This window comes from Pectobacterium peruviense, from assembly GCF_002847345.1.
Classification (GTDB): domain Bacteria; phylum Pseudomonadota; class Gammaproteobacteria; order Enterobacterales; family Enterobacteriaceae; genus Pectobacterium; species Pectobacterium peruviense.
In genome coordinates this window covers 105156-128846 of the sequence record NZ_LXFV01000003.1, presented here as the reverse complement: position 1 = coordinate 128846, position 23691 = coordinate 105156, and the positions used below count along the sequence as shown (strand labels likewise).

The 23691-nt window shown below is 50.1% G+C and carries 23 protein-coding genes, 1 tRNA gene and 1 pseudogene; 12 read left to right on the top strand and 13 right to left on the bottom strand.

Annotated features, from left to right (window positions below; translation table 11 throughout):
* Positions 1-1569, top strand: a 1569-nt coding sequence (locus tag A0G03_RS03955) for an ABC transporter ATP-binding protein (protein WP_101749485.1), incomplete at its 5' end; no start/stop codon positions are given.
* On the opposite strand, the gene A0G03_RS03950 is transcribed toward A0G03_RS03955, so the two are convergent.
* Positions 1564-2301 (bottom strand): helix-turn-helix transcriptional regulator, encoded by a 738-nt coding sequence (locus A0G03_RS03950; RefSeq protein WP_048261043.1) that lies wholly within the window; start codon positions 2299-2301, stop codon positions 1564-1566. The genes A0G03_RS03955 and A0G03_RS03950 overlap by 6 nt on opposite strands.
* Positions 2302-2854: 553 nt before the next feature.
* Here A0G03_RS03950 and A0G03_RS03945 point away from each other — a divergent pair.
* Positions 2855-3469, top strand: coding sequence for a TetR/AcrR family transcriptional regulator (locus A0G03_RS03945; RefSeq protein ID WP_048261041.1), 615 nt, complete (start codon positions 2855-2857; stop codon positions 3467-3469).
* Here the strand turns inward: A0G03_RS03945 and A0G03_RS03940 are convergent.
* The 5 genes from A0G03_RS03940 to A0G03_RS03920 are packed head-to-tail and all read right to left on the bottom strand — an operon-like array spanning position 3447 to position 7659.
* Complete coding sequence (locus tag A0G03_RS03940) at positions 3447-4070, bottom strand: PqiC family protein (RefSeq protein ID WP_048261038.1); 624 nt, start codon at positions 4068-4070, stop codon at positions 3447-3449. The genes A0G03_RS03945 and A0G03_RS03940 overlap by 23 nt on opposite strands.
* Entirely contained in the window at positions 4067-5713 is a 1647-nt protein-coding gene (locus tag A0G03_RS03935) for a PqiB family protein (RefSeq protein WP_048261036.1), read from the bottom strand. The genes A0G03_RS03940 and A0G03_RS03935 overlap by 4 nt, the downstream gene beginning before the upstream one ends.
* On the bottom strand, positions 5710-6333 hold the full coding sequence (locus A0G03_RS03930; RefSeq protein ID WP_048261034.1) for a paraquat-inducible protein A: 624 nt from the start codon (positions 6331-6333) through the stop codon (positions 5710-5712). Before A0G03_RS03930 ends, A0G03_RS03935 begins: the two co-directional genes overlap by 4 nt.
* Positions 6323-6958 carry a paraquat-inducible protein A gene (locus A0G03_RS03925; protein WP_189315148.1) on the bottom strand — a complete coding sequence of 212 codons (636 nt, stop codon included), beginning with the start codon at positions 6956-6958 and terminating at the stop codon, positions 6323-6325. The genes A0G03_RS03930 and A0G03_RS03925 overlap by 11 nt, the downstream gene beginning before the upstream one ends.
* Before the next feature lie 38 nt (positions 6959-6996).
* A complete protein-coding gene (locus A0G03_RS03920; protein WP_048261030.1) occupies positions 6997-7659 on the bottom strand; it encodes a DUF3313 domain-containing protein in 663 nt (220 codons plus the stop codon).
* A 522-nt stretch (positions 7660-8181) separates the two neighbouring features.
* Between A0G03_RS03920 and A0G03_RS03915 the strand changes: the two genes are divergently transcribed.
* On the top strand, positions 8182-9153 hold the full coding sequence (locus tag A0G03_RS03915; RefSeq protein ID WP_048261028.1) for a chemotaxis protein: 972 nt from the start codon (positions 8182-8184) through the stop codon (positions 9151-9153).
* Between the two features lie 344 nt (positions 9154-9497).
* Here the strand turns inward: A0G03_RS03915 and yghU are convergent, their stop codons facing one another.
* Positions 9498-10337 carry a glutathione-dependent disulfide-bond oxidoreductase gene (yghU, locus tag A0G03_RS03910; RefSeq protein ID WP_048261026.1) on the bottom strand — a complete coding sequence of 280 codons (840 nt, stop codon included), beginning with the start codon at positions 10335-10337 and terminating at the stop codon, positions 9498-9500.
* A gap of 207 nt (positions 10338-10544) precedes the next feature.
* Positions 10545-11549, bottom strand: a complete 1005-nt coding sequence (locus tag A0G03_RS03905; protein WP_072062044.1) for a threonine ammonia-lyase — start codon at positions 11547-11549, stop codon at positions 10545-10547.
* 52 nt (positions 11550-11601) lie between these two features.
* On the opposite strand from A0G03_RS03905, the gene A0G03_RS03900 reads away from it, so the two are divergent.
* Positions 11602-11952, top strand: coding sequence for an ArsR/SmtB family transcription factor (locus tag A0G03_RS03900; protein ID WP_048261024.1), 351 nt, complete (start codon positions 11602-11604; stop codon positions 11950-11952).
* A 46-nt stretch (positions 11953-11998) separates the two neighbouring features.
* Here the strand turns inward: A0G03_RS03900 and A0G03_RS03895 are convergent, their stop codons facing one another.
* Together A0G03_RS03895 and A0G03_RS03890 are read right to left on the bottom strand one after the other, a co-directional pair.
* Positions 11999-13198 carry a multidrug effflux MFS transporter gene (locus A0G03_RS03895; protein ID WP_048261021.1) on the bottom strand — a complete coding sequence of 400 codons (1200 nt, stop codon included), beginning with the start codon at positions 13196-13198 and terminating at the stop codon, positions 11999-12001.
* 172 nt (positions 13199-13370) lie between these two features.
* Positions 13371-14603 (bottom strand): MFS transporter, encoded by a 1233-nt coding sequence (locus tag A0G03_RS03890; RefSeq protein ID WP_048261019.1) that lies wholly within the window; start codon positions 14601-14603, stop codon positions 13371-13373.
* A 66-nt stretch (positions 14604-14669) separates the two neighbouring features.
* On the opposite strand from A0G03_RS03890, the gene A0G03_RS03885 reads away from it, so the two are divergent.
* From A0G03_RS03885 to A0G03_RS03860, 6 genes are all read left to right on the top strand, one after another.
* The gene (locus tag A0G03_RS03885) at positions 14670-15131 is read left to right on the top strand and encodes a helix-turn-helix domain-containing protein (RefSeq protein WP_048261017.1); all 462 of its coding nucleotides are present in this window, start codon (positions 14670-14672) and stop codon (positions 15129-15131) included.
* A gap of 174 nt (positions 15132-15305) precedes the next feature.
* Positions 15306-16742, top strand: coding sequence for a glycoside hydrolase family 1 protein (locus tag A0G03_RS03880; protein ID WP_048261015.1), 1437 nt, complete (start codon positions 15306-15308; stop codon positions 16740-16742).
* Between the two features lie 152 nt (positions 16743-16894).
* Positions 16895-17434, top strand: coding sequence for a DUF2058 domain-containing protein (locus A0G03_RS03875; protein ID WP_048261014.1), 540 nt, complete (start codon positions 16895-16897; stop codon positions 17432-17434).
* Positions 17435-17733: 299 nt separating this feature from the next.
* Positions 17734-18624 (top strand): oxidoreductase, encoded by an 891-nt coding sequence (locus A0G03_RS03870; RefSeq protein ID WP_048261012.1) that lies wholly within the window; start codon positions 17734-17736, stop codon positions 18622-18624.
* 263 nt (positions 18625-18887) lie between these two features.
* Positions 18888-19370, top strand: a complete 483-nt coding sequence (locus A0G03_RS03865; RefSeq protein WP_048261010.1) for a cold-shock protein — start codon at positions 18888-18890, stop codon at positions 19368-19370.
* A gap of 132 nt (positions 19371-19502) precedes the next feature.
* Positions 19503-19748: a DUF2543 family protein gene (locus A0G03_RS03860; protein WP_048261008.1), complete on the top strand. Its 246-nt coding sequence runs from the start codon at positions 19503-19505 to the stop codon at positions 19746-19748.
* A 169-nt stretch (positions 19749-19917) separates the two neighbouring features.
* On the opposite strand, the gene A0G03_RS03855 is transcribed toward A0G03_RS03860, so the two are convergent.
* Positions 19918-20262 carry a gamma-glutamylcyclotransferase family protein gene (locus tag A0G03_RS03855; protein ID WP_048261002.1) on the bottom strand — a complete coding sequence of 115 codons (345 nt, stop codon included), beginning with the start codon at positions 20260-20262 and terminating at the stop codon, positions 19918-19920.
* Positions 20263-20598: 336 nt separating this feature from the next.
* Positions 20599-20674 (bottom strand) — tRNA-Asn (locus tag A0G03_RS03850).
* A gap of 378 nt (positions 20675-21052) precedes the next feature.
* On the opposite strand from A0G03_RS03850, the pseudogene A0G03_RS03845 reads away from it, so the two are divergent.
* Together A0G03_RS03845 and iraP are read left to right on the top strand one after the other, a co-directional pair.
* Positions 21053-21322, top strand: a pseudogene (locus A0G03_RS03845) (LysR family transcriptional regulator); the annotation flags it as partial.
* 387 nt (positions 21323-21709) lie between these two features.
* A complete protein-coding gene (gene iraP, locus A0G03_RS03840) occupies positions 21710-21976 on the top strand; it encodes an anti-adapter protein IraP (protein ID WP_048261001.1) in 267 nt (88 codons plus the stop codon).
* 169 nt (positions 21977-22145) lie between these two features.
* Here the strand turns inward: iraP and cycA are convergent, their stop codons facing one another.
* Positions 22146-23558, bottom strand: coding sequence for a D-serine/D-alanine/glycine transporter (gene cycA / locus A0G03_RS03835; RefSeq protein ID WP_048261000.1), 1413 nt, complete (start codon positions 23556-23558; stop codon positions 22146-22148).
* Positions 23559-23691: the final 133 nt, after the last annotated feature.

Here is a 23691-nt window from a genome sequence, read left to right as displayed (position 1 = left end):
ATGTGGCTGGCGATCATGACGATCCTGAGTTTGTTGACGCTGATGCTGCGCTGGTATGGGCAGGGTTTTGAATATCGCGGGCAGCTTGCTGCGGTGACCCACGAACTGCGTATGCGACTTGGGGAACAGCTGCGGAGTATGCCGCTAACCACACTTCAGTCTACGCGGGCAGGGGATATCAACGCGCTATTGCTGGGCAGCGTGGATGAGAACCTGAATTACATGCTGGCGATAGTAAACCAGTTGCTGCTGGCCATCGTGACGCCCGTCGTGATAGCGCTCGTCATGCTGGCGGTGGAGTGGCGGTTAGGCGTGAGTCTGCTGTTGATCTTTCCGGCCATCGCGCTGCTTTATCGCTGGAGGCGGCCTGCATTTGCGCACACGATGCAGGCGCTGGCGGAGGCTAACCAGCAAACCAGTGCCGACATCGTCGAGTATGTACAGGGACTCGCCGTCCTGAGAACCAGCTGTCAGCAGGCTGAAAGCACGGCGTCGCTGCGCCAGCGTTTTCAGCACCTACAGCAGATACAAACGTCGGCGCATCGTAAGGGAGCCAAACCCGGCGCGGTAGTTGCCAGCATTGTGGAGTTGGGACTTCAGGGTGTGCTGATTTTGGGTATGAGCGGTGTTGTTTTCGGCGCGTGGGATGTGGCAATTGTCGCCGCGATGATGGTGATTGTGGTGCGTTTTTCTGAACCGCTGGCGACGTTTGTCAGCTATACGGCGGTGTTGGCGTTGATTGATACCGCACTGCATCGTATTGACGATCTGTTAGCGATTGAGCCGCTTCCCGTGCGCCAGCCTGCCGAGGTGCCGACAACGTATGCGATTACGTTCGAACAGGTAAGCTTTCGCTATGCGGATAAGGCTGAACCGGTACTCGATAGGGTGGATATCATTCTGCCGGAGAAGGGGATGACTGCGCTGGTTGGGCCATCCGGATCGGGTAAAACGACAATAACGCGGCTGCTAATGCGTCATGCCGATCCGCAACACGGGCGCGTTTGTATCGGCGGTATGGATATCCGCCATATTCCAACACGTAAATTGAATAAGCTGATTTCCGTGGTGTTTCAGGATGTCTATTTGTTTGATGATTCGGTGCTGGCAAATATTCGAATGGCGCGGCCGGATGCCAGCGACGCAGATGTTGAGCAGGCTGCCGATGCCGCTCAATGTCTGGAATTTATTCAACGATTGCCGCAGGGATGGCAAACACGGCTGGGTGATATTGGCGGAAGATTATCCGGCGGTGAGCGGCAGCGTATTTCGATCGCGCGAGCATTATTGAAGGAAGCGCCGATTGTGATTTTGGACGAACCGACGGCGGCGTTGGATACCGAAAGCGAGCTAGCCGTACAGCGTGCGATTGACAGGCTCGTGCAGGACAAGACGGTTATTGTTATTGCGCATCGGCTATCGACAATCGTGGGAGCAAATCGAATTCTGGTTGTCGAGGATGGCGTTATTTCCCAGCAGGGAACACATAGCGAATTACTGCTTGCTGAAGGGCGCTATCGCGCGTTGTGGCACGCGCAACAGCAGAGTAAGCGTCTATCTCATTTATAACGGCTCAGGTTTAATGAGCTGTAATTCTACGCCCAGTCTTATGGCATGTTTGGCATTCAGCACGCCCAATTTTTTTACCACATTACCAATATGGAATTTCACGGTGCTGATTTTGATATCCAGAATCAGCGCAATTTCCGGGTAAGTTTTTCCCATGCTGGCCCAGTAAAGAATTTCGTTTTCACGTTGAGAGAATATCTCTTTGTCACCTTGTTTTCTGCTCTGCGGGCTTTGCGTCATCTCTTTGTAAAGCGTGGTGATTTTCTCATGAACGGCAATGAGCAGCATTTGCAGTTTGTCTTTGTTTTCCTCAACAATACTTTCCATATCCGTTGGCGCATGTTCTTCGAACATAATCGATAGCGCTGCCAGATGATTATTGTTGTCATGCAGGACAAAGGTATAACCATTAACAATATCGTATTCTTTTGACAGATTAAAAATCTTGGAGAACTTCAGCTTAGAGTTAATAACGATGTTGTCTTCCCATGAGAATGGCGAGACGGTATTTATCGCTGTTAAAATAACGGGATCAATATGCTGATAGTTATTTTCTTTATAGGTATCAACCCATTCTTGCGGGTAATTTGAAATGATCACAACCTGAGACGGGTTCTTCTTATTCATGATCATGTAGGCGTATTTCAGGTCGCCATATTGCTTTAACTTTCGGCCGAGATAGCTTTTTATCGTGTTATTGATAATTTCATTGTCAGAGCAAAATACAGACATGTAACGGCCTCAATAAAAGCGAGAATGCACCCATGATATAGATGATGTCATAAAAGTATAGTGCTGACCTATACCTAAGTCTAACTACTGTTACCCCATGATATCACTTATAATTTTTTCATGAACAGGACAATTTATAAAAAAATTTAAGAAAGTAAATTTTAAAAAAAATTGTTACAAATTGATTTGCCAACCCAGGGATTTACCCATAATTTTGTTCCTGTTCTGTCAACTGAATTTAGGGTGTGTGGTGCTAAGCCATGCGCCCTAAAAGCAGTTTCCCCATCATACTGCACATTGCCTATACGCTGCCTTTCCTGCAACGAACAACTAGAAATGCCCATCATTCGGCGCTGGATAGTAAATAATCCATTTTCCCTTATCAACCTCCGTCGTCCTTTGGTATTCATCGTTGTGCTTTTCTTGCCGTTCTCCTATTTTTACAGACGGCGATGTGGCGTTGTGTAAAGAGGCGGCGGCGAAGCTAATGTTTTGATAATATTGCTATATCGAATCCTATTTTGCTCGTCAGCACAGTCTGGCAGGAGTGGTGATGAAAGTCCGTACTAAGGCTCGTCGTGAGGCCATCGTTAAAACGGCGGCGCAGCTTTTTCAGGAAATGGGCTATGAGCGCGCCACCATGAATGAGCTGGCGAAGCGGGTTGGCGGTTCCAAGGCTACGCTGTATGGTTATTTTTCAACCAAGGAAGCGCTATTTACGGCCGTCGTTCGTGAACATGCGACCATGCATTTGTCCGAGGCAACGGCAGAGTTGATGACGGATGCTCTGGCATCCGAAACGCTGGAAGTGCAGTTGACGCGTTTCGGCGAGCGCATCCTCTATGTGCTAACCAACGATAGCAGCGCCATGGCGATTTATCGGATGGTGGTTGCGGAGGCCGGACATTCCGATATTGGTTCTCTGTTTTATGAGTCAGGCCCGAAAGAGAACGTCGATAAACTGTCTGAGCTGATGGCGGCGGCGATAGCGCGTCAGGCGCTGAAGCCGGGCGATTCGCGTGTACGAGCATTGCAGTTTCTGGCGCTGCTGACGGCAGAAATTGATGACCGCATATTCCACCGTCATTTACAGCCAATCAGCCTCGAACGCATCCGCGAAATCGTGGGGAATGCGGTCAGTATGTTTATGGCTGGGGCAGCGGCGTAAGACACGTTCCTTTTCTATCCGGCATCCAGCGGGTCGCCGTTACTGCGATCTGCTCCGCTAGCCGCGTGATGACCTGCTGCTGAGCCTGCAACATCGCGGTATCACCACTCGCTACCAACTCGGTGAACTGGCTTCGGCAGAGCAGGCGGGTGCGATCTTCTCCCCCAGTAGCGCTAAGGCTCCAGTCGGCGTCAAACGTCACAAATTGGCCGGGCCAGTTATCAAATCGTCGAACCTGTAGGTGGATTCTGACCACTGGCGTTTCTGCCGCACGTTCCAATCCTGAAACATCCTGTGTGTTGAGACGCTGCGTCAGCTCGGCGGAAAGCGCGGTGCGAATTTCTTCCCCCAACGGACTGAGCCAGCGCTCGTTATCCAGCACGAGGGCACCACTGTTACCCTGTCTGATAACGAGCTGTGACGTATCAATTTGCGCTGGTACGCCAACAGGCAGCACATCAATGAAAAAGGAGGCGGCGTGCGCTGTAGTTGCAGCCGATGATGCTGGTGCGAGCAGGGTGTGATAGTGCACCGGAGGCGATGTGCAGGCGCTCAGTAACGCGATAACGACCAGCGGGCAGAATGGTGCCACTCGTTTCATTTTGAGGATCCTTTTTGAGCCGCGGTGTCGTGAGTTAATGTTGATGCCGATGGGTCATTCGAGCGTCCTTGTAGCAGGGACTCTGGGTGGCGATCGATCTGTTCAGCCAGATTGCGCAGGGCGCGTAAGGTGCGCTGAATTTCCTGTAATGACTGTGTGATGCCCAACTGCAACGGCGAATCCTCTTCCAGCATATCCTGTGCGCGACGTGTGGCCTGCTGCATGTGTTTCATCAACCGATTGGCCTCTGGCAGCGTCTGCCCGTTAACCTGTCGAAGCGCTTTATTGGCTTCTATCAGCGTGGTGTTCATGTTGCGGCCGATAGCATCCAGCGGCATGTTATCGATCTTGCCGATGATGCTCGCCATCTGTGTCTGTAACCGATCGAATCCCCCATTGACGGTAGGCAAAATCAGCGGGCGAGCGTTGGTATCAAACGGCACTTTTGCTGCATCGGGCACAAAATCGAGTGAGATATAGAGCTGCCCGGTCAACAAATTGCTTGGCGCAACCTGTGCTCGCAGACCGTGTTCAACCAGATCGCGGGTAAACTCTGCCGTTTGCTGTTCGAGCGACGCCGCCTGCTTTGGCAACTTATCCAGCACGTTACCGAGGCGGTTAGGAAACACCTCAATACTGACGACCGTAGGGAAGCGATAGCCTGTTTTACTGTAATCCAGCTTAATGGTGGTCACGTGGCCGATTTTGACGCTGGAAAATTCCACGGGCGCGCCGATCTCCAGACCGTGTAACGATCGGTCAAAACGGAGTTTGAAGAGGATAGGTGGGCCATCAGGTGGCGATAAGGCCGATTCCTGATCGCGTGCTAGTTGGTAGGTGGTCAGCGGTTCCGGTCGGGCGATAGCGCTGTCCAGATCGGGGGTGGAAAAAGCGATACCGCCCGCCACGACGGCGGCGAGAGTTTGTGTTCTAAGGCGAAAGCCGTTGGCGTCAACGGAAAGATCCATCCCACTGGCATTCCAGAAGCGAGTATTCGGCGTAACAAACTGGTCATAGGGAGCATCAATAAAAACCTGAAACTGGACACTGCGACCATCGTTGTTCAACTGATAGGACGCAACGCGACCAACGGGGATGCGACGATAGTAAATGGGCGAACCGCTATCCAGCGACCCGAGATCATCAGCCTGAATGACAAAACGGCTGCCCGGCATACCGTTAATCACCGCAGGAGGCGACTCCAGACCAGTAAAGCGAGTTTCTCCCTGCGTTGATTCACCCTTATCGGCGCCAATGTAAGCACCCGAAAGCAGGGTATCAATCCCCGTTACGCCGCTGATGCCGACGCGCGGACGAACCACCCAAAAGCGGCTATCGGCATGAGCCAGACTGTCCGCATTTTTATTGAGCAGCACCGTGACGAGAACTTGTTTACTGTCCTGACTGAGCGTGATGTCTTTTACGATGCCTACGGCTACATCTTTATATTTGACGACGGTACGATCGGCTTCAAGACCCGCTGCGCTCTGAAAGGAGATCACGATTTTCGGCCCGCTACCTGACCAGGTGTGAATCAGCATGGCGAGCCCCGTTAGCATAGCGAGTGCCGGTACCAGCCAGATTAATGAGATTCGCCAGCGTTGGCGGATAATTACCGGATCGCTGGGTTGTTCGTGGATCATTTTTCATCACCTTTCCAGATAAGACGCGGGTCATAGCTCATGGCAGACAACATGGTCAGTATCACCACCAGCCCAAAAAAAAGAATGCCGCTGCGAGGTTCCGCTTCACTCAGGGGAGGGAATCTGACCAGCGCCGAGACGGCGGCAATGACGACGACATCCAGCATGGACCAGTAACCTACCCATTCCGTTAGCCGATAAAGCGCAGCACGCTCGGCCATCGCCTTGCGGCTTTTTTGGTGTGACATGAAGAGCAGCAGACCGAGAATCAGAAATTTCATACAGGGAATGACGATGCTGGCGATAAAGATCAGCAGGGCAATGCCGTAGTCGCCGCTGTGCCAGAAATCAATCACGCCGCTTAGGATGGTGCTTTCGCCTCCCAACCCGAACAGGCGGGTATACATCACGGGCAACACGTTGGCGGGGATATAGAAAATTAGGGCCGTGACCAGTAGCGCAGAGGAGAACGCGGTGCTGTCCTTGCGGGGAGAAGTCAGCCGCGATTGGCAGCGTGGGCAACGTACCGCGTCATGTGGGTTTGCATCATGCAGGCAGACGAGGCCGCACAGCGGACAGGCGACCAACGGTAACGGCTGGTCGGACGGATTACTTTTCATGGCTGACCACGCTACGGTTACTGTCCGTGGGCACCAGCGACCATAACGGGCGAAGATCGAGACTGTTGACGACAACGAGCAGCAACATCAGCGCCGCCAGCGCCCAGCAACCTGCTCCCGGCATCACCTGCATAAAACCGGAGAGTTTGATGGCGGCGATCAGAAAACCCAACATCGCAATCTCCAGCATGCTCCAGGGACGAAGCCACAGCAGTATCTTCATCACGGGAATAAAGCCGGGGGCACAACGATCTTTATTAGCGAACATCAGCACCCAACCCGTCAGGATGATTTGCAGAAAAGGCGCCACAATCAGGATAAAAAAACAGCCTATCGCCAGCGGTAAAGTCGCACCGTTAGCCAATGCGAGCGCCGCTTGCCAGAGTGTTGCCGTATTCTGCAGTGCATGGAAACTGACGGTCAGCACCGGATAGCTATTCGCGATAAAAAAGACAATAGCCGCCGTTTGTATCAGCGCCAGTCGATGCCCGGTATTGATCCATCCTGACCGATAAAGTGTGGCCTGACAGCGTGTGCAGCGTGCTGCCTCTCCGGGATTTAACGCCCGGTAGCGGTGCACGCTGTCGCAGTGCGGACAGATAATTAAGTGGGGGTAGATTGTCATCATGCTGTTCCGCACCGTGTGTATAGGTTCTTCTTCGCTTACTTCAGCATGTCGGCCAGTTCTTCCGCCGCTTTATCGATACCGACTTCTGCGGCGCTCAGTGCCCCCACGCTGGCGCTGACGTTCATGGCATTTGGATACTGCTTCGCGATATAGGCATTGAGCAGTTTGTTGGTCGTCGCATCATAAATTTCAACGGCATAGTTCACTGATCCATTGAGCAGGCCTTCTTTACCGCGAATGGACTGCACGATGTTGTAGGGGCCGCCAGCCAGATCAAATTTGGTAAACGTACCGGCAACGGGTGTGGTGGTATCGGCTCCCGTCAGCGTCAATTTCAATCGCAATGTGCCAGGGGTAGATGAGGTCACTTCATTGAACCGTGAACGTAAGGTTTTGCTGAACGTATCTTGCATATAGGCGGCCAACGACTGTCTGTCCTGCGGTGACATGTCGTTAAATTGGTTATCGCTTCCCTGATAAATGCTGACGGGATCGATGATGATGTGGGTGTATTGCTTCCAGTCGACAGGCGTGGTGTAACGATAAGGAATGCGATCCGCGTGCTCACCTGAGTTTTGCGCCAATTGCGAAGACGATGCGATACCGCTGTAGCGCACGGGTGAATTGCTCGCGCAACCTGCGAGTATGACAGCCAGAGCCAATACGATAGGACGTGCAACTCGGGATAATGTGAACATATGAGAATCCTGTAAAAAGAACTGCTGAATAGCGTGATGACACGCCGCCTTAGCCACATGACGTCCGATAGCGCCAACCGTTTACTGCCGCTATGCGTAAATGGCGGTATAGGTATTCTTTATAAAACTGAACTGTACGGTATGTTTTTAGTTTTTTATGGCTTCGATGTCAAGAGGGCGTGAGGTTTTCTTCTCAGGCAACATTTCTGTCACGATTTGGGATAAGGAGTTGGCAAATTCTGCCGATAGTAATGATTCAGGGAATGTTATCTATACCTAAAGGATGCTAGCCGACTGTTATACTGAAGAGGGCTGATATCCGTCTACTGGTCCGATGATTGCCATCGTTGGACGATGAAGTTGACACAATTGACAAGTATTTTACGTTTGACGCTGGATAAGATTGAAGAACACGACTATCACGTACAGTGGAGCGGCCAGATGTTAGTTCATGTTTACTCACATCTCGAATGTTGCCTGATTACGCTATACCTATAAATAATGACTCGCACTGAGGAAAGCATGGATAATTTTCAAAAAGAGATTGATGAGAGAACAAACCTTACCTCTGCTAATAAATTCGAACTCTTATTATTCCAGCTGGGCAAATCACCTGAAGGTGGCAAATCTGAGCTGTTTGGCATTAACGTGTTTAAACTGCGTGAAATTGTGCCAATGCCTACGTTGACCAAAGCGGCTGGCATGAAATCGCCGATGCTGGGTATGGTTAACATTCGTGGGCAAATCATTCCCGTTCTCGATCTTCCTGCTGTGGTCGGCAGTGCACCGGATACGAACCTGAACATTCTCCTTATCACTGAGTATGCACGCAGTACGCAGGCATTCGCGGTGGAATCGGTAGATGATATTGTTCGTCTGGAATGGAGCCAGGTTCTGGCTGCTGAAGCGGGCGTGAGTAGCTCCTATATCACCAGTATTGCGCGCCTTGATAACGACAAAGACAGTAATCGTCTGGCGCTGGTGCTGGATGTTGAACAGATTCTGTTTGATATCATTCCTGGCGATCGTGAAACTAAGCTCAAGAACGCAGAAGAGAAGATCTATCCCTACACGCCTGGTGCGATTGCGATTGTGGCGGAAGATTCCAAAGTTGCCCGTTCGCTGCTTGAGCAGGGGCTAACCCAGATGGGTATTCCGTTTAGTATGCACATTACTGGACAGGATGCCTGGAACAAGATTCGACTCATTGCGCAAGAAGCACAGTCAGAAGGGCGACCTATTTCGGACAAGATCTCACTGGTTCTGACCGATTTGGAAATGCCGGAAATGGATGGCTTTACGCTGACAAGAAATATCAAGCGTGAAGAATATCTGAAGAATATCCCCGTGGTGATTCACTCTTCACTGTCTGGTAGCGCGAACGAAGATCACGTACGCAATGTTGGTGCGGATGCTTACGTCGCGAAATTCGAGATCAATGAACTGTCGACGGCGATTCAGACTGTGCTGAATAAAGTGAAAGTACGCCGCTAATTAGCAGAGCGCTCGTATAACAACATTCGGCCTTTGCCTCCTCCTTTACGGGAGAGGGCAGAGGCCGATTTTTTTCGTCTCTGAACGCTGCTAGCCACCGACGCTTATCCTGAGAACACACTTTCTGGTTACTGAACACGCGGGAACCAGAAAAACGTAACTGTCAGAAAAGTATGACTATCAGAATGAGGGTGATCCCCGCATAGTAGGCGCGGCCCGGTTTGTTATAAGTAGATGCACCTTTCGCTTCACCGATTTCGCGTGAAAAAGCCCGCTGTTGCATTCTGTCATCAGCACTAAGGGTTAATCGGAATGCCGCCTGTTGATCGACAGGCGGCGGAGGATTAATCCAGATCGGATGCCTGATGGCGTTCGGCAACCTGTTCTGACTCTTCGCCCCATGTGCGGTTGACCTTCCGACCGCGAATCACCGCCGGACGAACAGCAATCTCGTCGGCCCAACGAATCACATGCGTGTACTCGTGTACGGACAGGAACTCCCCAGCGGAGTAGATCGCGTTCTGTACCAGCCCGCCGTACCACGGCCAGACGGCAATATCAGCAATCGTGTAGCTATCACCAGCCAGATAACGGCTCTCTGCCAGTCGACGGTTGAGAACATCCAGTTGGCGCTTAGTTTCCATCGTGAAACGGTTGATCGGGTATTCAAATTTTTCCGGCGCGTAGGCGTAGAAGTGCCCGAATCCACCGCCAACGTAAGGGGCGGAACCCATCTGCCAGAAGAGCCAGTTCAGGGTTTCAGTGCGCGTGGCGAGGTCGTTCGGCAGCAGTTCACCAAATTTCTCGGCCAGATACACTAGAATGGAGCCGGACTCGAATACGCGAATCGGCTTGTCGCCGCTTTGGTCAAGCAATGCGGGGATCTTTGAGTTCGGGTTGACGTCAACAAATCCGCTGGAGAACTGATCTCCATCGCCTATCTTAATCAGCCAGGCATCGTACTCGGCACCCGAATGGCCCAGCGCCAGCAACTCCTCCAGCATGATGGTCACTTTCACGCCGTTTGGCGTCGCCAGCGAATAAAGCTGAAGCGGATGCTCGCCAACGGGCAGGGCTTTTTCGTGCGTCGGACCGGCTATCGGGCGGTTAATATTGGCGAAAGCACCGCCGGAAGACGCGGGCTGCCAGACTTTTGGTGGCACATAGGCTGGAGACGTAGCCATTCAAAAACTCCTTATGCATGAAAAGAGAGCGAGTTAAGCCAACACCATAACAAACTCACGCAGCTCGCTGATACCGTTCTGTTCTATCTCTACCTCATATTGATATAACGTGAGAGCGGCACTGTTGAGCTGCCGGACGGCTCTCATTACGAATTTATGCTGTAATGCCTCCACGCATTTTAACCGCGAAGAGGGCGCTCGAACATCCTACTTATCCACACCGGCTGTCGCCTCATTAAGTAGCATGAGATAGCGTGAACTCGAAATGTTCCTGCCAGTGACAACGCAGGCTGTTTTACGTCCCCCAATCTCCTTCGCGTAGCGAATGGCTCCCGCGACGGCTGGCACCCCCGAAGGTTCGACAACATGACGGTGAAGTTCGAGCATTGACAGCATTGCGGCTTTAATTTCAGCTTCTGATACCGTGAGCACGCGATCGACACGGTCACGAACCAGCGGCCAGGTCATCGCACTGGGCTCAATATAGCCGCTAACGCCCTCAGCGATGGAGGGAGCCAGATCGACGGGAAGCGTTTCACCGGCCTCTTTCCAACGGGCAAATGTCGGGCTGACTTCACTTTGTATGCCCCATACTTCGATAGCGGGGTTGATTGCTTTCACTGCCGTCGCAATCCCTGAAATAAGCCCGCCGCCACCGATATTCACTAGGATTATCTCTGCATCCATCCAGTCTTCCATAATCTCAAGGCCGACGGTGCCGCCACCAGCAATCATATGTGGATTGTCGTAAGCCGAAACGAAGGTGGCGCCAGACTGTTGCGCTGCAGCTATTGCCGCCTGCCTCGCTTCTTCGATGTCATCAAAAAATGAAATGCGGGCACCACAACCTTTCATGGCCGCGACCTTCATCGGGTCGGCTGAGCGTGGCAAGAATATGGTTACGGGGACACCTGCCACTTGTCCGGCATAGGCGAGCCCTAATCCGTGATTTCCTGCCGTTGGGGCGATGACGCCAACGCGGCGCTGTTCTGCATCCAGATTGGCAAGAACGTTTGCCGCCCCCCGTAGCTTGAAGCTACCGGTCTGTTGGAGGTTTTCCATCTTGAGCCGAATTTCTGCACCAACAAGAGCGGATAATTCCTGCGAGCGGTCTAGAGGCGTTCTGCGTATCGTCGTTTTAATTTGCTGAGATGCCGTGTAAATATCTTTCAACGTTACAGAGTCGGTTGCTCTTTGGTATTTGCTTGTCATAGTATTTTCCTATCAACTGTATATGGAAATAACTATATAGGTGTTTGGCTATATGAACAAGCATGCAACGACAGCCGCCGATCTACTACGTGCGCTCGGTAATGAGCAGCGGCTCATCATTCTGGAATGGTTGGCTGATCCTCGGGCACATTTCCCGGAACAGCAGGATGGCGACTTGGTTAAGGACGGGGTATGTGTAGGGTTTATCACTGAGAAAATTGGCCTGAGCCAACCGACCGTCACCGGCCATCTTCAATATCTATCGAAAGCCGGAATTGTCACATCGAAACGCATCAAGAACTGGGTGTTCTACAAGCTCGTCCCTGAGCGTTTAGACGAGGCAATCGCCGTATTGTCTGATCTTGCGAAGATTGCCGCGCGTCACCATAAACCGTCAGAGTAAACCGTTCGGCTATTGATTTTATTATTCGTGGTATTGGCAGCAATATTTAACTGCTCGATTTCGTAACGCGTGTAGTTAGCGCTGTTACCGCACTGGCTGCGGTAAACAATGCGATGATCCATGCCATCGTCCACGGTGTCCCATCGCTTAGTAGTGCAAGTAGCAGGGAAGAAATAATGCCGCTGCCGTACTGTAGCGACCCGATTAATGCCGATGCCGAACCAGCAATGTTTGGCACCGCATCAAGCGCGGCGGCAGTTGACGTTGCGGCGATGATGCCGTTCATCGAAAAGAACACAAACACGGAGATCACAATCAGGGGTATTCCCCCGATATTCAGTTTTGTGCCGATAGCAAGAATGAACGACGCGACGGTTGCGATCAGCACGGCAAATTTAAGCAGCGTCTCAAGTGGATAGCGCTGAACCAGACGACGATTTACCACGCTCATGCCCATCACGCCGACGATATTCAGCGCAAATAGCCAGCCGTAGTGCTGTGGATCGACACCGAAGTAGGTGATGTAGACGAAGGCCGAACCGGTAATAAAGGCGTAGGCGGAGACATAATAGAGTGTCAGGCATAAGGTGAAACGCATGAAGTTAGCGTTCGTTAGCAGTGCATAATAGTTGCGAAAGGCGCTGGGCAAAGAAGCTTTTACTCGCCTGTCTTCGGGTAATGTCTCAGGTAGCCAGCGCAATGAAATCAGCATCATGATGCCAATAATCGCCAGCAGCCAAAAAATGGCATGCCATGACGTTACTTTGATCAACTGCCCGCCGAGTAGGGGCCCAGCAATCGGGGCAATCGCCATCACGATGATTAACGTAGAGAGCATTTGCGCCGCACGTGTACGACTAAAGAGATCGCGGATCATTGCGCGGGCCAGCATTGGGCCGGTACATGCTCCCAGCGCTTGAAAGACACGCCAAAAAACAATGTGCGATATATCCGTAGACAGTGCACAGCCTACCGATCCGATGATAAACAACACCATACCAATAAATAGCGGTATTCGGCGGCCCAGATGGTCACTTAACGGCCCCCAAACCAGCTGCGCGATGCAAAAGCCGATTAAAAATCCGGTGATGGTGAGTTCGGCATCGCCTTGTAAATCTTTTGCCATGATGGGCATGGCGGGTAAATAAATGTCCGTCGATAAAGAAGTAAATGCCATCAGTGCACTGAGAATGGCAATGAAAAGTAGCCCTGAAGTTTTTTCTGAGCGCGTCTGAACGTGAGTCATATCTATCCGTCTGGTTTTACATGCTTTGTATTATCTTACCGGGATTGCATCCGGTGATAATCGTGCGCCACAGGATAGACGTTATGAATGACACTCATAAATCAGCGGTGATTTAAGCTGAGAAGGGGGACGTAACCCCCGTAAATTAAAAAGACGTATGTTTAGCGTGTTATCAGGTAACCCGCTTCCACCTTGGCAGATGGGTGAAAGTAAGGACGGTAAGGATCATTCCGCCAGACAGAAAAAAGGTCAGTTGCATCCCGTTAGCGAGGGAAGCGGGCGTGGCATGGGTAAAATCCTCCGTTCCGACACCTAACGCGAAGACCTGTCCCATGACTGAGGCACCTGCGATCAGCCCAATATTGCGCGACAGGTTAAGCAGACCAGAGACCGTACCGCGCTGATTATCAGGAACATCGGCAAGAGTCGCGGTGTTATTTGCAGCCTGAAAGAGCTGATAGCCTGGCGTCAGGATAATAACGGAAAGGATATATCCTGTGACGCCGAGCAGAGGAGGCAAGATCGCCAGCATCAAGGTGCCAGTAACTACGAGGGAGAGTCCGGCGGTGAGCGCGCGTCCAAACCCCCAGGTATCGACCAGTCGGCCTGATGGAATTCCGCAGAAAATCGCAATAGCAGGGCCAATGGCCATAACAACCCCCACCAGCGTTTCTTTCAAGCCCAGACCCGGACCAAGATAGTAAGGGCCGACGATTAACGTCGTCATCATGACGGAGGTGACGGCCGCATTGATAGTGAGATTCGACAAAAGCGTAGGGTTCCGAATGAGTGATACGCTTTCTGCGAGAATCTTTTTCTTAACCGATGCGATTGGCAACAGGGTGAAAGCCAGAAACAGGACGATCGCCACCAGCGGGATCTGCACCCAGAATAGGCTACGCCATCCCGTTGTCGTAAGAAGAAATCCCCCGACAGAAGGGCCGAGTGCAGTACCCAGTGCGGACACCGTTCCCAGTACCCCCATCGCACGCCCGACATGTTTCTCACCGGCAGTTTGCCTCAGCAGCGCCATGCCGAGCGTCATCAGGAAGGCCGCGCCGATCCCCTGAAGTGCTCTTGCCCCGATGAGTTGCCACAGATGGGGCGCAATGGCACACAGCAGTGACGCGACAGCAAAGAGCACAAGGCCTGCAATGAAAACGGGCTTCAGCCCATAACGATCGCCAAGGCGGCCTGCGATGACAACCGAGATCGCCATGGCCGCAAGATAGGCGATGACAACGGCCTGTACCTGTGAGAATGGCGCAGAAAACACGGCCGTCAGTGTCGGAAGGGCAATATTGGCGATACTTGTTCCCAGTGAAGCAGACAGTATCGACAGTGCCAGTGTGATAGTGATCCCTGTGTTGCTCTTCTCCGGCTCGTCCGAACGATTAATTACCATTTTTTATCCTTGTCAGAATGTGGGTTCCAGAGGATGCTACAAAGTAAAGTCGACTTGAGGTCAAGTATGAAATTTCTGGATATTGGCGACGTCTCGGAAAAGAGCGGGATCAAGCCTTCAGCGTTGCGCTATTACGAAGAGATTGGGCTGATTGCTTCGGTATCCCGGCACGGGCTCCGGCGGCAGTTTTCTGAAGATGTACTGCTGCAACTCAGACTGATTACGATGGGAAAATCGGCAGGGTTCTCACTTCAGGAAATCGCTGGCATGTTTAACAAAAATGGGATGCCAGATTTGCCTCGCACCGCGCTTCATCAGAAGGCTGACGAAATCGATCGGCAGATCGATGAACTACGAGTATTGCGTGACACGCTGCGGCATGTTGCCGACTGTTCTGCGCCATCGCATATGGAATGCCCAACTTTCAGGAAACTCGTTGAAGTCACGCACCGAAGGGGCCAGACGCGTGAAAAGACGAGCAGCGCAGTCACTCGAAAAGTGCCGCAGAGTAAGACAAATAAAGTTTGATACTCCGTCTTTGGCATGCCGCACCACTTTTATGCAACCGGTTTCTTATTTCTGTTCACGCTTTCTTTTTTCCTCTAGAATTTCTGCCGTTCGGGTCGCGCTGAATCAAATCAACATCAGGCGAACCCTCGACGATCGTCAATAAAGAATCATCATCGATAAAGGATAAGTGCCATGAGTGAAAGATTTCCGCACGGCTTTATGTGGGGCGGTGCCACCGCAGCTAATCAGGTCGAAGGGGCCTACAATGTTGACGGCAAAGGGCTGTCGATTGTGGATGCCATCCCCGGTGGCAAAGCGCGTTTAAACATTGTGGCTTCCGATGCGTTTGATTTCACTCTGGATGAGCAGCGCTACACCTATCCAAACCATAAAGGCATCGATCACTACCATCGCTTCCGCGAAGACATTGAGCTGTTTGCCGAAATGGGCTTCAAATGCTATCGCTTCTCCATCGCCTGGACGCGCATCTATCCGAATGGTGTTGAGCAACAGCCTAACGAGGCGGGGCTAAATCATTATGAGCAGGTCATTGATACCTGTATTGCCCACGGCATTGAGCCTGTCATTACTCTCTCTCACTATGAGATGCCGCTGCATCTTGCTACCACCTTTGGCGGCTGGAAAAACCGTGAGTTAATCGGCCACTTCGAGCGGTTTGCCCGCACGGTGCTGGAGCGCTTCGGCCACAAAGTGAAGTACTGGATGACCTTTAACGAGATCAATAGCGCTGCCCATTTCCCGATCATGAGTCAGGGGTTGACGGTGCAAACTGGCGCGCTGGAACCGCAGGCCAAATTCCAAGCGTGGCATAACCAGTTTGTCGCCAGCAGTCTGGCGGTGAAAATTGCGCATGAGACGAATCCGCAGATCCAGATCGGTTGTATGATTCTGTTTGCCACGAATTATGCTTATGACTGTAACCCCATCAACCAGTTGGCGGCGCTAAAAGAGACGCAGTCATTTAACTTCTACTGTGCGGACGTGCAAGCGGGCGGTAAATATCCCTACTACGCGAAAAGCCTATGGCAGTCGCTGGGGGTCACGCTGGATATTCAACCGGGCGATTTGGAGTTGATTAAACAGCACACCGTCGATTACATCGGCTTTAGCTACTACATGTCTTCCACCACTTATAAAACTGACCCAGATGCGGCGGCGGCTCACGGCAACCTGCTGGGCGGTGCGCGTAATCCGTTCCTGGAAGCCAGCGAATGGGGATGGGAAATCGACCCGGTGGGGCTGCGAATTGCGCTCAATCAGCTGTACGACCGCTACGAAAAGCCGCTGTTTATCGTCGAAAACGGGCTGGGGGCGGTGGACAAGCCGGATGAACGTCACTATATCGCCGATGATTACCGCATCAACTATTTGCGCCAGCATATCGAGGCAATGGCAGGCGCGATTGCTGACGGCGTTGAACTTATGGGATACACCCCATGGGGCTGTATCGATCTGGTCAGCATGTCTACTGGCGAGATGAGTAAACGCTACGGCTTTATCTATGTCGATCTGGATGACACGATTTCCGGCAGCGGCAACCGCTATAAGAAGAAATCGTTCCACTGGTATCAGAAAGTCATTGCCACTAATGGCAGCGATATCCGCTAAATAAAACGTTCCCGATGCGGAGTGAATAGGCATCGGGAATGTTTTTCACTTGGGTAACTCAAGCCGCATCGTGTTCAGATCTTACAATCTGGTACAGTCTTAAAAATTACAGGTATAATTCCACACATTATTCAATTGGTTTAGATACGAAGATGACAAAACTCACCTTACAAGAGCAGATGCTAAAAGCTGGATTAGTGACCAGCAAAAAAATGGCTAAAGTCCAGAGAACAGCTAAAAAGTCACGCGTTCAGGCTCGTGAGGCAAGAGAGGCTGTGGAAGAAAATAAAAAAGCACAACTTGAGCGTGATAAACAGCTAAGCGAACAACAAAAACAAGCCACTTTATCTAAAGAATATAAAGCTCAGGTGAAGCAGCTCATTGAAATGAATAGAATCATCCTTTCCAAAGGCGATATTGGTTTTAACTTCACCGATCAGAATTTAATTAAAAAAATCCTGGTGGATAAGCTAACTCAAGCTCAACTGATTAGCGGCCGTCTTGCGATTGCTCGCTTGGTTGTTGATAGCACTGGTGAGAGTGAATACGCCATTATTCCCGCGATCGTAGCCGATAAAATCGCGCAGCGAGATGCGAGCAGTATTGTATTAAACAGTGCGCTGAGTCAGGAAGAGCAGGATGAAGAAGATCCGTATGCTGATTTTAAAGTGCCTGATGATTTGATGTGGTAATTAACGTTTTGCATATGCTTACGCATGAAAAGCCCTGAAGGGCTTTTCATTACGATGTTATGTTCAGTCAGTTCTTGAAAAATGCAGTGTTATTCTAGACCGTTGCCAACACTTTTCCTGCCAGCCTGACTGGATTATGTCCTTTCGTTTACCCGTTTTATCGTATCTACACGAGTGCTTTTTTGCTGTTCTGGTTATCTGCCATTCGGCGAAACGTTAACGTTGAGAAGAATGCAGGCGTGTACGATGATTGCCGCTAGCACTCTGATGATGGGTAAATCAAATCAGGAGAACGCAAGATGTCTGATCATCCTAAAATTGCTCTTATTGGGCCGGGTGCTATCGGTACCACCATCTCCGCAGCATTGCATGAAGTTGATCGAACGCCAGTCCTTTGCGGACGCACCGCGCACCCGCAGTTAATTTTGCGTCACGATGATGGTGAAATTGTGGTGCCGGGTCCGGTATTGAACAATCCGGCGACTATTAGCCGTCCGTTCGATCTGGTATTTGTCGCGGTGAAAACCACTCAGGTAGCTGATAGTGCAAACTGGTTGGCCGTGCTGTGCGATGAAAATACCGTAGTATGTGCTCTGCAAAATGGTGTCGAGCAGAAAACCCAGTTGGAACCTTTTGTCAACGGCGCAAAGGTGCTGCCTTCGGTAGTTTGGTTCCCGGCACAGCGCGAGCCGGATGCCTCAGTCTGGTTGCGTGCTAAACCGCGCCTCACTCTGCCGGATGTGCCGCAGGCAAAACGGGTAGCCGATGTGCTCAATGGCACACGCTGTGCGGTTGAACTGTCAACCGATTTTACCTCCATTGCATGGCGTAAACTGCTGCAGAATGCGGTCGCTGGTCTGATGGTCCTTGCTAATCGCCGCGCTGGGATGTTTTCACGTGGGGATATAACTGAATTGTCACTAGCTTATCTGCGTGAGTGTCTGACGGTGGCGCGTGCGGAAGGCGCAGTACTGAACGATGACGTTCCGCAGGAAATCGTTGACGGTTTTCATCATGCCCCTGCGGATTTAGGCACCTCCATTCTCGCCGACCGCCAGGCAAACCGCCCACTGGAGTGGGATATTCGCAACGGCGTGGTACAGCGTTATGGTCACTTACATAATATTTCTACGCCCATCAGTGACGTGTTAGTGCCGCTGCTGGCGGCAGGGAGTGAGGGGCCGGGTTGACGCTGTTAACTGCAAGGGAGGGGGGTAAGACAGAATCGCCGCAGGTTTGAGCGATATACGGTTCCTTCGCAATCCCGCTCCTGCAGCCCGTTCACGACTGACCGCCGTGTTTCACTTCGTGTCACTTATGCGTTCATCTGGCCGACCCTCGCGTACCAGAAATTTATCGTCCAGACTTAAACCAAAGACGTAGTCTGCGCAGGCATTGTGCTTTACACTGCGCGCTGCAAAAACTGAGTAGATAAACGATTAAGTAGGCGGTAATGGCGATGAACGGAACGATCACAACCTGGTTTAAAGATAAAGGTTTTGGCTTTATCAAAGATGAAAACGGTGATAACCGTTATTTTCATGTGATTAAGGTCGCCAACCCTGATCTGATTAAGAAAGATGCGGCGGTCACTTTCGAACCCACCACGAATAACAAGGGGTTGTCAGCGTATGCTGTGAAAGTTGTACCGGAAAGCAAATACATCTATATCGCGGGCGAGCGCCTTAAGCTCACGTCGATCAAGTCTTATCTGGTTTACAGTGAAGAAGTGCCTGCCGATACCCGTATTGACAAAGAAAATACGGTACTGTCTGTGGGGGTACTGATGAGCAGTATCAGGCCGAAATCAGCCGCTAAGCCTGATGAAATGCGCTCGCTGAAAAAATTGGCAATCACCACCTTTCAGGGAACGACGTTAATCTTCTCGGAAGATGAGATAGACGTGGATGCCACGGTGAAACTGCTCAAGGTCTAAAATAATTCGGACTGACTCTATGTCGAAATCCTATGCTGCACATAAGCAGGGTTTCGGCATCGCTAACTGACCTCAGTGCGCCGTGATACACGGCTCTTTCACAAACGCCACCAGCAACTCTGGGAACGACTTATGAATAATGAAGTATCACTTAAATATTATGACATCGCGGATGAGTATTCGACGGAATCAGCAGAGCCGGTGAGCGAGTCAGAACGTGAATCCGTGGCACGCTATTTCCAACTGCTGATCACCCGTTTGATGAATAACGAGGAAATCAGTGAGGATGCTCAGAAAGAGATAGCTAGCGAAGCGGGTATCGACGAGCGACGTATCGATGAGATCGCTACGTTCCTGAATCAATGGGGCAATGAGTAACTTCTTTTAAAGCCATTTGGAACGGATTCACGTTAGCGCTGTTCTGCCTGAGTTCCGCTTTTACCCTACAGCCAGAATCTGCGAAAAAATCCCGCTTAAGTTTCCTCAAGCGGGATTTCTAAATTTGGGTTCCTTGCTGGGATTATGTTTGCCAGCAACCATATTCTATCTATATCGCCGACTGGCTCGTTTGTGGCTGTAACTGATAAATCCATGCCGTCATCTGTTGGCCTTCTGCCGTGGTAACAAGAACCTCAACGCGATCGTAGCCCTCTTCAAATTTATCCAGCATTGGCCAATGTACTTCAAGGTTATCGGATAAAAACAGGTAACCGCTGACATGTGGCCCGTTATCATCCAGTACGATCCCAGGGAAACCCGCAGCAGCGCCCCAGCCACTCTCATGAAATGTGCCTGTCACGTAACCGGGCAACCATTCTCCGCCAATCCTTTCCAGAATATATGCATTAACGTGACCCAGACGCAGTGTACCGTAGACAAATAAGCGTTCCATTTTCCTTCGTCAATAAAGCAATAAATACCCACAGAGTGAAGAATAATGTTCAAGTTAGGATTTAATAAAACGGTTCGCAACAGGTTTTTCATGATTGGAGTATTAAGCGTAAATCACTCCCCAACATAAGTCGTCACCGAGGATGAAGGGCCCATATGCTGACCTGCATGCACCGGTTCACGACAACAGCGTAGTAACCTCTGTATCGTGGCATCAAAGGATAATTAGGTAATGAAGATGGTTTTTTAGATAGGTGTTAAATGAACGAACTTGATGAAACAAAAACAGAATAGCAAAAATCCCGCTTAAGTTCCCTTAAGCGGGATTTTCTAAATTTGGCTCCTCTGACTGGACTCGAACCAGTGACATACGGATTAACAGTCCGCCGTTCTACCGACTGAACTACAGAGGAATCGGTTAAGTGCGGTGGATAATAGCGGGAGCGTTTCGGGTTGTCAAAGACTGTTATGGTTCAGTGCGTTTGATTGCCGAACTAATAACCAACATATTGAAATTATTGCTCAAGTTGAGCGCTGAAAAGCAATGAGATGTGCTGATTGACAGGCAGCTCTGCACCCTAAAATAGCAGGAATTGCTTTAAGATGGTGCAGATTGGTATTGGCGCGAGGGCTGGTTCCCCATATAACATCGGGACGTTGGTTAGCAGAATCATTGCTTTTCCTTATTTTACCTGTGGCTTATCAATGAGGTATCACTTTTTCTTAGGTATAGGGGCATAATATGGCGCGCTTTTTGCTACCTCTTTAGGGTAACTACTCAGGAGGCAGACATGAATCTTAGACGGCTCAAGTATTTTGTGAAAATCGTTGATATCGGTAGCCTGACACAGGCTGCTGAGTTGCTGCATATTGCACAACCGGCGCTGAGCCAGCAGGTCGCGACGCTGGAGAGTGAACTCGAAAAACAGCTGCTGGTACGGAGTCGACGTGGTGTTACGCCTACCGAGGCAGGGAAAATTCTTTATTCTCATGCACAGACGATATTGTCACAGTGCGAACAGGCAAAGGATGCGGTGAGTGGCGCACGGCAATCAATGAGTGCGTAAGCGTTAGTCATAGAGCCAGCCATTTCCCGATGGCTGGCTATCAATCCAGTTTTCTTGCTAGGTATTCTGTGGAATTGCATGTCTTTTTTGTGATTCTTATCACAATACCCATTGTGATATCGAATTTCTTCCAAACAATGACGTTGCTCTTAAAAATAAAATGGTTTTTTAGTTTTTTTACTTATTTGGTTTATTTATCTGCAGTTCCATTTTATTGCCGCAATGTGAATATGATTTCCTTAAAATGGTAATAGACACTAGCGGTCAGGCCATTCACAGTGTTACATTAATCTTCGTTATGTTTTCTCTAATCCTGTGCACCAAAGAACAGGTGTTGCCTTATGGGTGTATGACGGTTATTTTTTTGATTAAGGAGTTCAAATGAATAATATCCTCTCTCATCTTTTAATAAAGCTGGCAGAAAAAGAAGTTGGAGAAAAAGCGCTTAACGCGAAGATTGAATCGTTAGAGATGCTGATTTCCGTTATTGTTTCAACATTTGATGATAGTAAAATCAATGAGTTAAATAAAAAAATTGAAGGTGTGGTTGCTGATGCTTCGCAGAGGAAGGATGATCATAATCACTTAGCTTTCGAACTATTGGCAAAAAACATCAATCGAATCACAACCGTTTCATTACGGGAATAACTTTCTTATATATCAATGGTGACGACATTAATTGATCGCATATTAATTTCCCCACATCAATTGAGAATTGTTTATATCCAATAATAGAGAATACTTGTGCTATGCGTGACTTTGCTGAAAAAAATTGAAGGCGCCGACGTTGTCCGCGCCTTTCTTGCATTTATACGCTTTACTTCACGTCAACAGCCTGCTTTTTTCGACGAATAAACTGATAAGCAATAGCCAGAACAATAAACCACAGCGGCGTAACAATAAGCGCTTGGCGTGTATCTGGCTGTAATGTTAACAGTACAATAACAAAAGCGAAAAAGGCTAGGCATACCCAGCACATAACAATACCCAATGGCATTTTATATGATGACGCTGCATGTAGCTGAGGGCGTTTTTTACGGTATATCAGGTAAGAGCACAGGATGATGCTCCAAATGAACATGAATAAAATCGCGGAGACGGTGGTCACCAGTGTAAAGACGGTCATCACGTTCGGAATCAGGTAGATCAGCACTACGCCCGAGAGTAAACATATACAAGAAAACATCAGCCCGGTCGAAGGAACCGCGCGTTTAGAGAGCATGCCGAAGCTCTTCGGTGCATCACCTTGTTTAGCGAGGCCAAAGAGCATGCGACTGGTTGAGAACACGCCGCTATTGGCTGAGGATGCCGCAGACGTCAATACGACGAAGTTGATCATACTGGCGGCGGCAGGTAAGCCAACAAGGACGAACATTTCTACGAAAGGACTACGATCCGCAGTAATTGCCCCCCACGGAGTCACGGACATAATCATGATTAACGCAAAAACATAAAACATGATAATGCGAATCGGGATGGCGTTAATTGCACGTGGCAGCACGACTTTCGGATTTTTAGTTTCAGCAGCGGTTGTACCAACCAGTTCGATACCGACAAATGCGAATACGGCTATCTGGAACCCAGCAAAGAAACCACTTATCCCTTTAGGGAACATGCCGCCATCATTCCAAAGGTTGTTAAAAGAGGCGACGTTTCCTGATGGGGAGGAGAACTGCATCATGACCAGTGCGACACCAACCACAATTAACGCAACGATAGCGACAATTTTTATCATTGCGAACCAGAATTCCATCTCACCAAACAGTTTTACGGTTGCCAGATTTAGCGTTAGTAATAGCAGAACGCAAAGCAGGGAAGAGACCCACTGCGATAAATCGGGAAACCAGAACTGAGAGTAGGCACTAATCGCTACAACATCGGCAATTCCGGTTACGACCCAGCAGAACCAATAAGTCCAGCCGGTAAAGAATCCCGCCCATGGCCCGAGTAGATCAGCAGCGAAATCGCTGAATGACTTATAGTTGAGATTGGAGAGTAATAATTCTCCCATTGCGCGCATGACAAAAAACAGCATAAAACCAATGATCATATAAACGAAGATGATCGAAGGGCCAGCCATGCTGATTGTTTTGCCCGAGCCCATGAAGAGCCCAGTACCGATTGCTCCGCCAATGGCGATGAGCTGAATATGACGATTAGTCAGATTCCGTTGCAGTCCCTCTCCCTGTTCAGGGGCAAGGTCTGCGGTTTCTTTTGATTGTTCGACCATGTCAGTACACTTTCCTGTTTCTGTCTGTGATGTTTTTTTATGAGCTCTTTGGCGGCTCTCGTTTGCGAAAAATCTAAACGAATAAGATAGCGCAACCGCAGTACTTATTACAGCGGATGTCTGAGATAGCCAG